Origin of the sequence: Tunturiibacter empetritectus (assembly GCF_013410875.1) — a bacterium.
GTDB lineage: Bacteria > Acidobacteriota > Terriglobia > Terriglobales > Acidobacteriaceae > Edaphobacter > Edaphobacter empetritectus.
On sequence record NZ_JACCCU010000002.1, the window covers coordinates 61,869 to 76,830 of the forward strand.

10 protein-coding genes are annotated in these 14,962 nt (G+C 58.7%); 3 read left to right on the forward strand and 7 right to left on the reverse strand.

Annotated features, from left to right (window positions below; all coding sequences use genetic code 11):
• Positions 1 to 176 precede the first annotated feature (176 nt).
• The 7 genes from HDF08_RS12415 to HDF08_RS12445 all read right to left on the reverse strand — a co-directional run bounded on the left by HDF08_RS12415 (position 177) and on the right by HDF08_RS12445 (position 10,791).
• Positions 177 to 1,997, reverse strand: coding sequence for an acyl-CoA dehydrogenase family protein (locus HDF08_RS12415; RefSeq protein ID WP_179639015.1), 1,821 nt, complete (start codon positions 1,995 to 1,997; stop codon positions 177 to 179).
• 41 nt (positions 1,998 to 2,038) lie between these two features.
• Entirely contained in the window at positions 2,039 to 2,398 is a 360-nt protein-coding gene (locus tag HDF08_RS12420) for a hypothetical protein (protein ID WP_179639016.1), read from the reverse strand.
• Positions 2,399 to 2,485: 87 nt separating this feature from the next.
• Positions 2,486 to 3,664 (reverse strand): thiolase family protein, encoded by a 1,179-nt coding sequence (locus HDF08_RS12425; RefSeq protein WP_179639017.1) that lies wholly within the window; start codon positions 3,662 to 3,664, stop codon positions 2,486 to 2,488.
• Positions 3,665 to 3,768: 104 nt separating this feature from the next.
• Positions 3,769 to 6,288, reverse strand: a complete 2,520-nt coding sequence (locus HDF08_RS12430; RefSeq protein WP_179639018.1) for a 3-hydroxyacyl-CoA dehydrogenase/enoyl-CoA hydratase family protein — start codon at positions 6,286 to 6,288, stop codon at positions 3,769 to 3,771.
• 247 nt (positions 6,289 to 6,535) lie between these two features.
• The gene (locus HDF08_RS12435; protein WP_257031107.1) at positions 6,536 to 7,789 is read right to left on the reverse strand and encodes a glycoside hydrolase family 88/105 protein; all 1,254 of its coding nucleotides are present in this window, start codon (positions 7,787 to 7,789) and stop codon (positions 6,536 to 6,538) included.
• 2 nt (positions 7,790 to 7,791) lie between these two features.
• A complete protein-coding gene (locus tag HDF08_RS12440; RefSeq protein ID WP_179639019.1) occupies positions 7,792 to 8,964 on the reverse strand; it encodes an ROK family transcriptional regulator in 1,173 nt (390 codons plus the stop codon).
• A gap of 195 nt (positions 8,965 to 9,159) precedes the next feature.
• Positions 9,160 to 10,791, reverse strand: coding sequence for a hypothetical protein (locus tag HDF08_RS12445; protein ID WP_179639020.1), 1,632 nt, complete (start codon positions 10,789 to 10,791; stop codon positions 9,160 to 9,162).
• A gap of 182 nt (positions 10,792 to 10,973) precedes the next feature.
• On the opposite strand from HDF08_RS12445, the gene HDF08_RS12450 reads away from it, so the two are divergent.
• Genes HDF08_RS12450 through HDF08_RS12460 form a run of 3 tightly spaced genes read left to right on the forward strand, consistent with a single transcriptional unit; the run spans position 10,974 to position 14,763 of the window.
• Positions 10,974 to 11,615: a lysozyme family protein gene (locus HDF08_RS12450; protein WP_179639021.1), complete on the forward strand. Its 642-nt coding sequence runs from the start codon at positions 10,974 to 10,976 to the stop codon at positions 11,613 to 11,615.
• A gap of 59 nt (positions 11,616 to 11,674) precedes the next feature.
• On the forward strand, positions 11,675 to 13,285 hold the full coding sequence (locus HDF08_RS12455; protein ID WP_218884685.1) for a M16 family metallopeptidase: 1,611 nt from the start codon (positions 11,675 to 11,677) through the stop codon (positions 13,283 to 13,285).
• Positions 13,282 to 14,763: a M16 family metallopeptidase gene (locus HDF08_RS12460; protein ID WP_373563181.1), complete on the forward strand. Its 1,482-nt coding sequence runs from the start codon at positions 13,282 to 13,284 to the stop codon at positions 14,761 to 14,763. Before HDF08_RS12455 ends, HDF08_RS12460 begins: the two co-directional genes overlap by 4 nt.
• Positions 14,764 to 14,962 lie beyond the last annotated feature (199 nt).

The window sequence follows — 14,962 nt, forward strand, 5'->3', positions numbered from 1 at the left end:
TAGCCCTACAAAGACAGTACCCTTATATAACTTCCTGGAACTCAGCTCCTTCTCGGCTGCGAGCAGATAACCGGATGACAGACTTGCTCCTGGTGACAGCAATGTTGGGTCTACCCAATACATAAAACGACCAGCCGAAGAATCAATCGGCTGGTCGTTTTATGTATCACATGTCTCTAAATGGCATACCTTCCAGCCTTCAGGACGTGCTGAGCCACCTGCCGCCTCAGCTTGATCGTATCCGCCGAGTCATGCTTGGAGAGTCGGCGGAGAATCGTAAGCTGCGTCCGCAGCATGTCCCCCTCAGCTACCGCCGCAATCACCTTCCGCGCCGAAAGCTCCACCGTAGCCATCGCCTTATCGGCATAGATCCGTGCCATCGCAACCTGCACAGCCGAAGCCTCCGCCGACTGTCCTTCTGCAATCTTCTCCGCCCGCAGAATCGCACTCTCCATCGCGAACACCTCGATAATCATGTCCGAAATCGCCCCCATCACCTCCTGCTCGTCCGCGATCTGCGTCATATACTTCTGCGTCGCGGCCCCAGCGACAAACAACGTCAGCTTCTTTGCGTTCGCCAGCAGGTTGCGCTCCTCACCCAGCGGCCCCTCGCGCTCCACCCTCTCGCTCGGGCCGGACATCACCTCATCCATCAGCTTCTTGATCGCCGGCATCAGCGCCAGCTTCCCGCTCATCGCCGACTTCATCAGCCAGCCGGTGATAATCAGCCGATTGATCTCATTGGTCCCCTCGAAGATCCGATTAATTCGCGCATCCCGATAAGCCCGCTCCGCCGGAAACTCCTCAACATAGCCATAGCCCGCGAAGATCTGCAGCGTCTCATCGACAACCATATCCAGCATCTCGCTCGCCCACACCTTCACAATCGAGCACTCCACCGCATAGTCCTCAATCCGCTTCTGAATCTCCTTCGTATCGTTCTTATCCACACCCGCCAGAGCCTTATCAATCAGCCCTACCGTGCGATAACAAACTGCCCCGCCCACAAAAATCCCAGTGGCGCAGTTCGCAATCTTCTCCTGGATCAACCCAAACTCCGAGATCGACTTGCCAAACGCCTTCCGATCGATCGCGTATCGAATCCCATTGTTAAGCGCCATCCGAGCGCCGCCAATCGCGGCATTGCCCAACTTGTATCGCCCCACATTCAGAATGTTGAACGCAATATGGTGGCCCTTCCCCACCTCCCCCAGCAGGCTGCCAACAGGAATCACGCAGTCCGTCAAAATCAGCGGACACGTCGAGCTGCCGCGAATCCCCAGCTTGTGTTCTTCCTTCCCCTGCGTAAAGCCAGGCGTTCCCCGCTCGATCAAAAACGCCGTCAGCTTCTCCTTCCCCGCATCCGGTCCCTCCGGAATCGCGCACTTCGCAAACACCGTAAACAGATCCGCAAACCCCGCATTCGAGATCCACATCTTTTCGCCATTCAGCGTGTACGTCTTCCCATCCGGAGACAGCACCGCCTTCGTCTTCGCATTCACCGCGTCCGAACCGCTCGTCGACTCCGACAACGCATATGCCGAAACAATCTCACCCGAAGCAATCTTTGGCAGATACTTCTTCTTCTGTTCCGCATTGCCGTACCAGACTAGCGGCAGCGTACCGATCCCGGTATGCGCCGAGAACGCCACCGAAAAGCTGGCCTGCTTCGAGATATTCTCCGCAACAATAGCCGACGTAGCCTTATCCATCTCCAGGCCGCCATACTCCTCAGGAATATCGATCGCGGTAAGCCCAAGCTCCGCAGCCTCCTTCAGCAGGCGCTTCGTGACCGAAAAATCCTTCGCCTCAATCGAGTCCGACGCAGGCATAATCTCGTTCACCGCAAAGTTTGCCGTCGTCTCCGCAATCTGTTTATGCTCGTCGGTAAAATCCTCAGGGAAGAAACAATCCGTAGGCGTCGGATCGCTGATAAGAAAGCTGCCACCAGCGATGCGGGTAGCGGTAGTCGGTTCGGGGGTCGTCATCGTTGCCATGGTGTTACTCCTTCTATAGCTTCTACGCTCAAGGTTGCAAACTAATCCACTTCAGCAATCAGTTCTTCGGGCTTAGTGGCCTTCCATCGAACAACACAATGTTGGCCCTTCCAGCGAAACGTCTGCAGTTGTGCTTCAGCGAGTGATACCGACGGTTGTTCCACAGTAATCCACCGTTCATGCTCTACACCATCCGAGACATACTTCGCCAGAATTGAAACTTCGTAGAGCGCCGTTTTGCCACCCTTGGCATAGCTCACCGTCTGTATCATCTCCGGGCGGACCTCTTCGACAATGGCTGTGGCGCACTTCCAGTGTTGTTGAATCTCTTGATGGTGTCGGTGCTTGATAAAGAAAACTACTGCGACAACCACCGCAATCACCGCGACATATCCACTCACTACTCGAATCTGATGCCAGTCACTCCGGCCCGCTGGACGCAATCTGCTCCAGGCTCTTCGATCCGACTTGGAGTATGTACGCATTCTCTAACTCAGAGCCTCATAGATCCCAGCCGCTCCCATCCCGCCCCCAACACACATCGTCACAATCCCATACTTCGCCTTGCGCCGAGGCATCTCCCGCAGCAAAGTAGCCGTCAACTTCGCCCCCGTACAGCCAAGCGGGTGCCCCAGCGCAATCGCGCCCCCGTTCACATTTACCTTCGCCGGATCAATCCCCAGCACCTTCAACACCGCCAGCGACTGCGCCGCAAACGCCTCGTTCAACTCGAAGAGATCAATATCCTCAAGCGACAACCCAGCCATCTTCAGCACCTTGGGAATGGCATGGATTGGCCCAATCCCCATCTCCTCCGGATCACACCCCGCATAAGCGAACGCAAGAAACTTACCCATCGGCTTGATCCCAAGCTGCGCCGCGCGCTCGGCTGACATCACCACCGCCGCCGCCGCTCCATCGGACGTCTGGCTCGAGTTCCCCGCCGTCACAGTTCCCTTCGCATGAAACACCGGCTTCAACTTCGCCAGCGCCTCCAGCGACGTATCGGCACGCGGCCCCTCATCCTGCTTGAACGTAGACTCGGTCGTCTTTGCCTTCTTCCCATTCGGCATAGTATTTGTAACCGTCACCGAAACAATCTCATCGTCGAACTTCCCGGCTGCAATCGCAGCCAGAGCCTTCTGATGGCTCTCATACGAAAACTGATCCATCTGCTCCCGAGTGATCCCGTAGTGAGTCGCCACCCTCTCCGCCGTCAGCCCCATCGACATATATGACCCAGGATAGTTCTCCACCAGCCACGGATTCACCGAGATCTTATTACCGCCAAACGGAACATACGACATGCTCTCCGTCCCACCCGCAACAATGCAATCCGCGGATCCGCCACGAATCCGATCCGCCGCCAGCGCAATCGACTGCAACCCCGACGCACAGTAGCGATTGATCGTCATCCCCGCAGTCGTAACCGGCAACCCCGCACGGAAGCTGGCAACCTTCGCCACATTCATCCCCTGCTCTGCCTCAGGCATCGCGCAGCCCAGAATCACATCTTCAATCTCCGCCTTATCAAGCTGCGGAATACGCTCCAAAGCCCCGGAGATGGCAACGGCAGCCAGATCATCCGGGCGGGTAGTCCGAAGAGTTCCGCGAGGAGCCTTCCCAACAGCGGTACGTACAGCCGATGCAATAATGACGTCTTTCATAACCCACTAACTCCCGACTTCTGTCTCCGAATCTACTCCGAAGACCGTAGATAAACCCATCTTTTAAGGATGAACTTGTAAACCTGACCGCGAACAATGCACTCCTAATTCCGCAAAGGCTTGCCCGTCTTCAACGTAAACGCAATTCGCTCCTGCGTCTTCTTCTCTCCACACAACGACAGAAACGCCTCGCGCTCCAGATCCAGCAGATACTGCTCCGTCACCGGAGTACCCGGCGTAACTTTGCCCCCACACAGCGCATACGCCACCCAGTTCGCAATCTTCGCATCATGGTCCGAGATGTACTGCCCCTCCCGCATCGTCCACACCGCCAGCTTCAGCGTAGCCAGTGCATTCTCCCCCGGAGCCGCAATGTCAGTCCGAGGTGCAGGTGCACTATAACCAGCATCAGCGATCGCGCGAGCCTTCGTCTTCGCATCCGTCAACAGCCGTTCGCGATTCATCGTAATGCTGTCCGACTGCTTGAAGAATCCAAACGAACGAGCCTCTGCCGCACTGGTCGAGACCTTCGCCATCGCAATCGTCTCGAAGTTCTTCTTCAGCGCCTCAAAGATCTCCACGCCCTCGCCACGGGCATCCGGACGAATGCTCGATCCCGCCTCCACCGACCGGATCGTCATCTCTTTACAGCCGCCGCCACCAGGAATCAACCCCACACCAGCCTCCACCAAACCCATATACAACTCCGAATGCGGCTGACGCGCAGCGCCATGAAGCGCAATCTCCACGCCCCCGCCGAGACACATCCCATACGGCGCAACCACCACAGGACGCGGACAAAACTTAATGGCCTGCGTCATATTCTGAAACGCCCGCACCGCCATCTCCACCTCATCCCACTCCTCCTCCTGAATCCCAAGAAGAAGCTGCATCAGATTCGCGCCCACCGAAAAATTAGTCGAGTCCCCCGTAATAACAAACGCCTCGAAGTTGCCCACCATCTCACTCGTTGGCTTCAGCGTCTGCGTAATCAGATTGACGATGTCATCGCCCAGCGCATTCATCTTCGAGTGCAACTCAATCCCCGCCACCCCATCGCCCAGATCGATCACCGACGCGCCCGGGTTCTTCTTCACCACCCCATTCGCCTTCTTGATCACCCCCAGCGAAGTCACGCCCTCCGCCGTCACAACCGGCTTGTACTCCCCGCTGACTGGATCAAAGAACAGCCGCCCCGAAACCACCGAAGCATCATCCTTGTACCACGCAGGATTCGCCTCCCCATGCTTCTCCGCATAAGCCAGCAACTTCTCCACATTCGCCGAAACCGGCGCACCCGCAGCCCGCATCTTCTCCGTCGTGGCGCGCACACCCGCAGCATCGAACATCTCAAAAGGCCCAAGCTCCCAGTTGAACCCGGTCTTCATCGCCTGATCGATCTCAACGATATTGTCCGCAATCTCCGGCACCCGATTCGCACTATACGTAAACAGCTCCGTCAGCAGCGGCCAGTAAAACGCAGCCGCCTTATCCTTCGTCACATCCGCGTGCAGCAACTGCGCAATCCGAGCAGGCGTCGACTCCACATTCTTCGCCATCTCGATCGCCGGAAACTTCGGCCGCGTGCTCGGCTTATAGTCCAGCGTCTGCCAGTCCAAAACGTGCCGCAGGTCGCGCCCCTCCGCGTCCTTGCCTTCCTTCTTGTAAAAACCCTGCTTCGTCTTATCCCCGAGCCACTTCCTCTCGAGCATCTTGCCGATGAAAGGAGCCAGCTTCACCTCAGCGCGCTCATCTTTAATCTTTTCCGCCTGCGCGGAGAAATTCGTAGCCACATGCGCCAGCACGTCTACTCCAACCATATCGCCCAGCCGGAACGTCCCCGTCTTCGGCCAGCCCAATGCCGAGCCCGTCAACGTATCGACCTCTTCAATCGACAGCCCCTGCTCCTGCATCAACCGAATCGCATTACCCATCGAGAACGTGCCGATACGATTAGCAATAAAGTTCGGCGTATCGTGCGAGTGAACAATCGCCTTCCCCAGCCGCAGATCGCAGAAGTGCTCCACCGCCGCAATATCCGCCGGGTCCGTATCCGGAGTTCGAATCACCTCCAGCAGCCGCATATACCGCGGCGGATTGAAGAAGTGCGTTCCAAACCAATGGCGCCGCAGCTCCATCGGCATCCCCTCCACTATCTTGTGAATCGGCAACCCGCTCGTGTTGCTCGTAAGTATCGAGTCCTTCCGGCGATGTTGCAGCACCTTCTCCAGCAGCGCCCGCTTGATCTCAAGATTCTCCGCCACCACCTCGATGATCCAGTCGCAGTCCGCAATCAAAGCCAGATCGTCCTCGAAGTTGCCAATCGTGATCAGCCGCGCACTCTCCGGCGCATAGAAAGCAGCAGGCTTCGACTTCTTCAACCCATCCATCGCCGCCAGCACAAACTTGTTTCGCTCCTGCTTCGGCGCACTAGCGTCGATGCCAGGCGGAACGATATCCAGCAGAACCACCGGCAACCCAGCGTTCGCAATATGCGCCGCGATACGCGATCCCATGGTTCCCGCGCCAAGCACCGCAACCTTGTTGATCTGTCTGTGATCCCGGGAGGGGCTATGCTTTCCCGAACTCTGTGGTGTAGGTGCTTCGATGGTGCTGGAAGGCATGGTCAAAGGCTCCGGCGGGCAGGAATACCCGAACGATGCGAAGCATACTGAATGACCATTCAGTCCGTCAAGTAAACAGTCCTTCAATTTGGCAAATCACTCATTGCAAATGGGTAACAGCCGCTTGGCAGCAGCGCCTCACAAGCCAATCCCTTTACCCGAGGTCAGCCACTGCGACCACTCCAGCCCTCACGCAAGGCATACCCGTGCCGCAGTCGAGCAACCTGCCGCTACCATCCAATACCGCCTAATGCCTCGACGCCGCGAGTCGATGCATCTCAGATCCCGCCATCAGGAATCCACCCACGCCATATACATAGCTGGCCGAAAGCTTGAACTTGCCCGGCTGCGCATCAATCGGCTGAATCGAACCCAGCCGCCCATCCGCATAGATGTGTCCAAGCATTCCCTTCCACGACCTCTCCACCACCGGAAGATAAGTCTTGCGATCGAGAATCTTTTCATTGATCCCGTACGCCATCGCAAACGTAAAGAACGCCGACCCCGACACCTCCGGCAGTTCGTAAGACTCAGGATCCAGCAGCCCTGACCGCCACAATCCATCCGGGCTCTGAACCGCCGCCAGCCTCTCCGCCATCTCGCGAAACTGCGCCACATACTTCGGCCGAGAAGGATAGTCCGCCGGCATAATCCGCAGCACATTCACCAGCGCACCCATCACCCAGCCGTTGCCGCGCGACCAGAAGATCGGCTTGCCATTCTCCTGCTTCTGCACAAAGTACCGGCTGTCGCGAAAGTAAAGATGCTCCTGCGGGCTGTAAAGGCTCCCCGACGTAAGCCACCACTCATGATCCATATAGTCCAGATACTTCCGGTCCTTCGTAATCGCATACATCCGCAAGAGCACCGGGGGCGACATGAACAGCGCATCGCACCACCACCACAGCAGCTTGTTCGGATCATCCTCTCGCACAATCAGACGATCCATAATTGCCTTCGTATCCGCCATCCGGACCGGCTGCCGATCGTCGCGATAGAGATCCAGATAAGCCTGCCCCAAAGCTTGATCATCGGCATGAGGGAACCGCGCATCGAGCAGCGTCCACTCCGACCGCTCCGCCAGATGCAGCACCGCATCGCGATACTTCGGATCGCCGGTCGTCTTCGAAGCCGCCAGCAGACCATCGTAGAGCGCCGCAAACGTCCACTGCTTATTGAACTGTGCCTCTGCGTGAGCAACCTGCCAGTCCGCAACTTTCTTTATCGCCGCATCGATCGCCTTCGGCTTCAACTCGCTCGAGAGTCCCGTTGCCAGCGGCCCAGGATCATCCGGCGCATCTCCCGCCGCGTGCCCGTCCACTGGCACAACCTTCGCCGCAGGAGCCACCACCGGAGCACTCTGCGCCAAGACGCCCATCGAAGCAGCGCTAACAAGCACACCAAAAACAACCCCACGCGAAGTTCTTGCCACCAATCGAGCCCGCGAACCAGCACCAGCACCCTGCAACCGCATCCCAAAATCCGAAAGAAACATCGTCATCCCTAAACAAGGCTCCCATTCATCACCAGCGCCACCGCACTCCGCAGGCGCGCCGTATTTCCTTCGAACGCAGGCCGCAGCCGCGGCGCCTTCGAAAGAGCATTCTGCTTCAGCTCCGCCTCAACAATCGGCCCAAACAGATACCACGCAGCCGTAATATCCCCAACCACCACAATCTCGCTCGGAGCGAGCGCATTCGCAACCATTCTCAGTCCACGCCCAAGAAACGAAGACATCTTCTCCAGAGCCTTTACCGCATTGGCGTCATGCGACTGCGCCATCTTCACCAACGCCGCAAAGGTAGGCGGTGCACTCGCTCCACTTATCTCCTCGTAGTAGCGCAGCCCCGCGCGATTCGAGCTCACCGTCTCCCAGCACCCTCGCCCCCCGCATCCGCACCGCGGCCCGTTCATCTCCATCTGCACATGGCCAAACTCTCCCGCCATGCCGTTCGCCCCGCGCAGCACCTGCCCATTCGCAAAGATCCCCGTCCCAATCCCCTCCGACACATTCACCACCACCAGGTCATGCAACCCATCGCTATCGCCAAACCAAACCTCCGACAACGCGCACGCATTTGCAACGTTATCCATCTCAACCCGCAGCCCAGTAGCCTTCTGAATGCGCGACTTGATACTCGAGATTGGCCACTTCAGATTCGGCGCAAAGATCGGCTCATCCCTCAGCGGATCGGCGCGTCCCGGAAGACTGATTCCGATCCCGTCAAACGACTTGTCGCTATGCGCCGCCATCAGCTTGCGAATCGCCGCAATAATCGGCTGAATCGCCTTCTTCGGATCCTCCGGCAGCTCCACCACATTCTGCGCCACAATCTTGCCGCCAAGGTCAGTCACCGCAACCGTCGTCTGCGACGGATGAATATCCAGCGCAATCACAGCACGCTGATGATTCAGCTCCAGAAAAGTCGGCCGGCGTCCGCGAGGTGGCCGCCCCGTCGAGCCCTCCAAAATCCACCTCTCCTTAATCAGATCCTCCACAATCAGCGACACGGTACTGCGCTGCAGGCCCGAGACCCGGGCAAGATCAGCACGCGAGAGTGGCTGCCGGGTGCGAACCAGATTGAAGACAAGGTTCCGGTTGATCTGGCGTGGCGTTTTATTCGACGCGCTCTGCCTGCGGGTAAAGGTGAATCGAGTCGATTGTGTGGTGGGCATTGTTTAGCTTTCGTGTCTCATAAAATCAATTGGCGAAACCATATCAAACATACCAACTGGGCAAAACTCGAACTCAAGCTCAGCCGTTCGAAATCGTTCTCGAGCCGCCGCTCGCTCCACATCTTTGGCGACGAGTCTTTATATCACCGGAGGTCCACCATTTTGTAGATACTTTGAATTATTGTTTTGAGGACCTCACTTCTGCCCCTGTGCTAGCCAATTCAACTTGATCCTTTGACGAAACAAGACCCGCTGGTAAGGAGGGTGGTTCCCATCCATCCTCACGTAGTACAGATAAGGATTGTCCGTGATCGTCATATAGTTCGAATCCGTCGATTTTGGATCGATGAGCGAGAAATACATATACGACCAATTTCCTTCCGGCTCGCTTTTGAGCATCTGGTTCTGCGTCATCGCCAACTTCGGCTTGCTCCAGTGAATGAAATCTGGCGAGGTCGTAAAGTAGACGCCTTCGGGCCCCCAGGAAGAAGCGGAGCCCTGGTTCCACAAGGTCGCAACAAACAGATGAGACGCCGGGTAATAGTTGATTCCCGTCGCGTAGTCCAGGTAAGGCACCGGGGCGCAGACATGAGCCTTTGGATTGGCCACCGTCCCCCGATAGGGATCAACGAACTGGACCGTAAAGTCTTTGCCGTCCCAGCCGCGCCAGGACGAAGGGTCCAGAATATTCGCGGTGCGAATCGCGCATGCTCCATCGGGAACCAGGCACGGCTTCTGCCCCTTTCCGCCGCCGCAGTTTGGCGGCCATCCCCACGCGTAGACCTCATCGTAGTACCACTGACCCACCTTCACGATGTTCGAGTCCACGCTGTACCCCTCCGGCCCCTGGTTCGGCTGATACTTATAGGGAAGGCTGATGAAGTAGTTTCCCGGCGGATTGGGCCTCGCGAAGTGATACCCCCCATCGGTGGAGAGATTGAAGGTATCGACGTTATACCAGCAGCTGGGTGAGTCGTTTTTTGTCGCACACATGCCGGGATGCTCCCACCCGTGATACTCCGTGTGGCCGAGCGCGACGATCCGCTTGCCATCGACGCTGTAGAACGCATTCAGCCACGTAGCGTCGTCAAAGTTCGCAATGTTTCCGTCGTGCGGCGATTTGTAGACCACCTGGCAGTTGTGCTTCGCGGTCTCAAGAGTGGGTCCAAGCCCGGCACGAGTGACGTAGTGCGAGGCAATGAGGTGAACGGTCCCCTTGTAGTCCCGAAAGGCGCGGGCTGCGGCATCCGGAATGTCGATCTGCTCGCAGGACTCCTTTGCCGTATCGAACGCCGCGACCCGTGGGCCATCCAGAAAGCTGGGTGTTGGCGGATCGGGCGGCCATCTGGGCGCTGGAAAGGAGTCTCTTCCAGATCCTGCCAGTAAGGCGTTCTCGACGTTGCCTGCGAGAGCGATGCCATGCACGAAGAGCTTTTTGCCCTGGAAGGTTCTCAGTTGTTGGTTAGGCAGCGCAATCCTGAATCTGTGCTTGCAGCCACTCGCGTCGTGGCACTCCTGGTCAACAGCAGGCTCGTTGACCAGATCGGCGCTGCCTGCCATCACATACGTTCCCGCCGGCGTAGCGCCAGCCGGATGACTCGCGTAGAGATTGACGCTGATCGAACCTCGCTGGCCCTCCTGGCAAGCCCAGCCATGCACGTAATACTGATCGCCCTCGAACGCTACGCCGTCAATAACGCCTGTCACGGGCCCCGGGTGGGAGCCTTGTGCTCGCGCTGCGATCGGGGCTGGTATAAGACCGATCAAGCCCATGGCGAAGGCGATCAATACTCGAAAGAATCTCAACTTGCTTGGGATGCCGGGCATCGCAACCTCTTCATTCTTACCTGACACAAACACAGCGAATATCCAAAAGTTTCAACAAGCAGGCTCGAACAAAACTGAATCGAGACGCACGATATTGGTTCAACCTAGCTCCCACTGTAAAAAAAATGCGCCGAAAAACTCTCTGCCCTCCCAGCAAGAATCTCCATGCTAGCCTGAAAACCGTGGCGAATTACATAGAGCAATCGCTAACAAAGCTGAAAGAGTTCGAAGGCTGCGTCCCGTGGATGTACCGCGACACAGTCGGCAAAGTCACCGTCGGCGTCGGCCTCATGCTCCCCGACGCCAAAGCCGCCGAATCCCTCCCCTTCCTCCTCGGCACCCGCCCCGCCACACCGCAAGAGATCGCCGCCGAGTACGCCCGCGTCGACTCTCTCCCTCCAGCCCGAGCCTCCGCCTTCTACAAATCCCCCACCAGCCTCGAACTCCCCCAGCAAACCATCGACGAAAAACTAACCGCCGTCCTCCACAACTTCGAAACCGACCTCCGCGCCCACCTCCCCCACTACGACACCCTCCCCGATCCCATAAAGCTCGCCCTCCTCGACATGACCTACAACCTCGGCCCCGCCGGCCTCTTCAAAGACTTCCCCCACCTCATCGCCGCCGTCCAGTCCGGCTCCTGGGCCGAAGCCGCCGCCCTCTGCCTGCGCCGAGGCCCCAGCGCCGCCCGCAACAACTGGACCCGCGAGCAGTTTCTCTCCGCCGTCGTCACTACCATCCAGGCCGAAGCCGAGTCCCTCCTGAAGCGAATCCGACGTCTCATACGTCAAACCTGGAACGCCATATTCGGCCCCCGGCAATAAAGCCCGGCCCCGGGCTTCGATATAGTGGACTCTTGACTCGCAAAGTCTGCGGAGGGCTTTTGGTAAAGGTAAAACGTAGCATCGCCGCGATCGCCACATGTGCCATCGCTCTAGCCCTCACAGCGAAAGCACAGGACCTCGCAAGCTTTGAAAAGCGCACCACCGTCAAAGTTCTCCCCAACGGCCTCACCCTCATCCTCTGCGAGCGCCCCGAAGCCCCCGTCTTCAGCTTCTACACCCTCGTCGATGCAGGCTCCGCCGACGATCCCGACGGCGCCAGCGGCATCGCCCACATGTTCGAACACATGGCCTTCAAAGGCACCACCGAGATCGGCACCACCGACTACCCCGCCGAAAAGATCGCACTCGCCAAAGTCGAGATCGCCTACGCAGCCTACGACGCCGAGTACCGCAAACGCGTAGGCCAAAATCCCGAAAAGTTAGCCCAGCTCCTCAAAGCCTTCCAGGACGCACAAGCCGAAGCGCAAAAGTACGTCATACCCAACCAGTTCTCCCAGATCGCCGAAGAGAACGGAGCCGTCGGCATCAACGCCAGCACCACCGAAGACTCCACCCAGTACTTCTGGAGCATGCCCTCCAACCGCCTCGAGCTCTGGGCCTATCTCGAAAGCCAGCGCATCGCCCATCCCGTCGAGCGCGAGTTCTACAAGGAGCGCAACGTCGTCCAGGAAGAGCGCCGCATGCGCACTGACTCCTCCCCCGTCGGCCGCATGGTCGAGCAGTTCCTCGCCACCGCCTACGTCGCCCACCCCTACCGCCGCCCCGGCGTAGGCTGGGAAAGCGAGATCAGCCAGGTCTCCGCCACCGAGGCCACCACCTTCCACGAAAAATACTATGTCCCCGCCAACATCGTCATCGCCGTCGTAGGCGACCTCAAAGCCTCCGAGACCATGCCCGTCCTCGAGCGCTACTTCGCTCCCATTCCCGCCGCCCCGCGTCCCGAACCCATGACCACGGTCGAGCCGCCACAGGTCGCCGAAAAATCCGTCACCATCCGCGAAGCCACCCAGCCCTTCTACATCGAGGGCTACCACCGCCCCGACTACCTCGACCCCGACGACTCCGCCTACGACGCCATCTCCGACATCTTCTCCAACGGCCGCACCGCCCGCCTCTACCGCTCTCTCGTCCGCGACCAGTCCATCGCCGCCGAAGCGCAAGGCTTCAGCGGCTTCCCCGGCGACAAGTACCCCGGCCTCTTCGCCGTCTACGCCGTCCCGCTCCCAGGCCACACGCCCGAAGAGATGCGAGCCTCCATTCACAAAGAGCTCGACCGCCTCAAGAACGAGGACGTCACCGACGCAGAACTCGAACGCTTCAAAACCCGCTCCCGCGCCGACCTCCTCCGCGGCCTCGCCGACAACGAAGGCCTTGCTCATCAGCTAGCCGAATACCAAACCCGTTTTGGCGACTGGCGTGAACTCTTCAACCAGCTCCACAAGATCGACGCCGTCAACAAAGCCGACATCCGCCGCGTCGCCAACAAGATCTTCACCGACAGCAACCGCACCAGCGCACGCATCGAATTCGTCCCACCCCAACGCAAAGCCCCGCAAGCTTCAACGCCTTCAAAAACAGAGACCCCAGGAACAGCCATGCTCACAGCACCCCCAGCGCAGACCACCCAAACCGCCGGAGGTACGAAGTGAAGCATCTCTCCTCGTTCATCATTACCGCATCGCTCCTCGTTGCCACTCTCGGCGCCTCCGCACAAACCCCAGCACCAGCAGTCGCACCCACGCAGGTCCAGCCGTGGAAACAAATCCCCATCCCCCCGCTCCCCGCCTTCAAACCCGCACAACCCCACCGTATCGAACTGGAAAACGGAGTAGTCCTCTTCCTCCAGGAAGACCACGAGCTCCCCTTCATCAACGGCACCATCCTCATCCGTGGCGGCAGCCGCGACGAGCCCAACGCCAAAGTAGGCCTCACCTCCCTCTACGGCGAAACCTGGCGCACCAGCGGCACCGCCACCATCGACGGCGACAAGCTCGACGACGTCCTCGAAGCCAAAGCCGCCTCCATCGAAACCGCTGGCGGCACCGCCTCCACCTCCATGGCCTGGTCCAGCCTCAAGGGCGACTTCGACACCGTCTTCGCCTCCACCATCGACCTCCTCCTCCACCCCACCTTCAAAGACGACAAGCTCCAGCTAGCCAAGCAGCAGCTCGAGACAGGCATCGCCCGCCGCAACGATGACGCCAACGGCATCGCCACCCGCGAAGCCGCGAAGATCGCCTACGGTCCCCACAACCCCTACGCCCGCGAGCTCGAGTACGCCACCGTAGGCGCCGTCACCCTCGACGACCTGAAAGCCTGGCACACCCACACCGTAGTCGGCAGCAACATCATCGTCGCCGTCTCAGGCGACTTCGACCCCGCCGCCATGGAGGCCAAACTCCGCGCCGCCTTCGCTCCCATCCCTCGCGGCCAGCGCTTCCAGTCCTTCAAAGCCACCTTCACCGACCCCAAGCCCAACGTCAACTTCGTCTCCAAAGATGACGTCAACCAATCCAACGTCATCATCGTCGGCCTCGGCACCGAGCGCAGCAACCCCGACTACTACGCCCTCTCCGTCATGAACCAGGTCTTCTCCGGCGGCTTCGGCTCCCGCGTCGTTCAGGACGTACGCACCAAACTCGGCCTCGCCTACTCCGTCGAGGGCAACTACGGCGCCTCGTACGACCACCCCGGCATCTTCGTCGTCGAAGCCGCAACTAAGAGCGCCACCACCGTAGCCGCAACCAAAGCCCTCCTCGCCGAGATCGACCGCCTCAAAACCGAACCACCCACCCCTGCCGAACTAAGCAAGGCCAAAGATCAAGTCCTCAACTCCTTCATCTTCCACTACGACTCGCCCGACAAAACGTTAGGCGAGCAAGTCACCCTAGCCTTCTACGGCTACCCCGCCGACACCCTCGAAAAATACAAATCCGGCATCGAAAAAGTCACCTCCGCCGATGTCTCCCGCGTAGCCAACAAGTACATCGACACCAACAAACTCGCCGTCATCGTAGTAGGCAACGAGTCTCAAATCACACCGTCACTCGCCACCCTGGGACTCGGCACGGTAAAGAATTTAGACATCACCATCCCACCCCCACCAGGCGGCAAGCCAGCCGAATAACAAAACCCGCCCGCGACCAACGGGAGCACCAGGCGAAGCGGTATCCAAGTCACGAAGTGACCGCCCCACGCGAAGTGGGCCCGTCCGGCAGGACACAACCAAGGGCAAATCAATAGTTGTCACCCCCAAAGAGTGAACAATGAAACGAATCCTGATTCTTCTATTTGCGCTCCTCGGAGCAAACAATACCGCCTCTCGC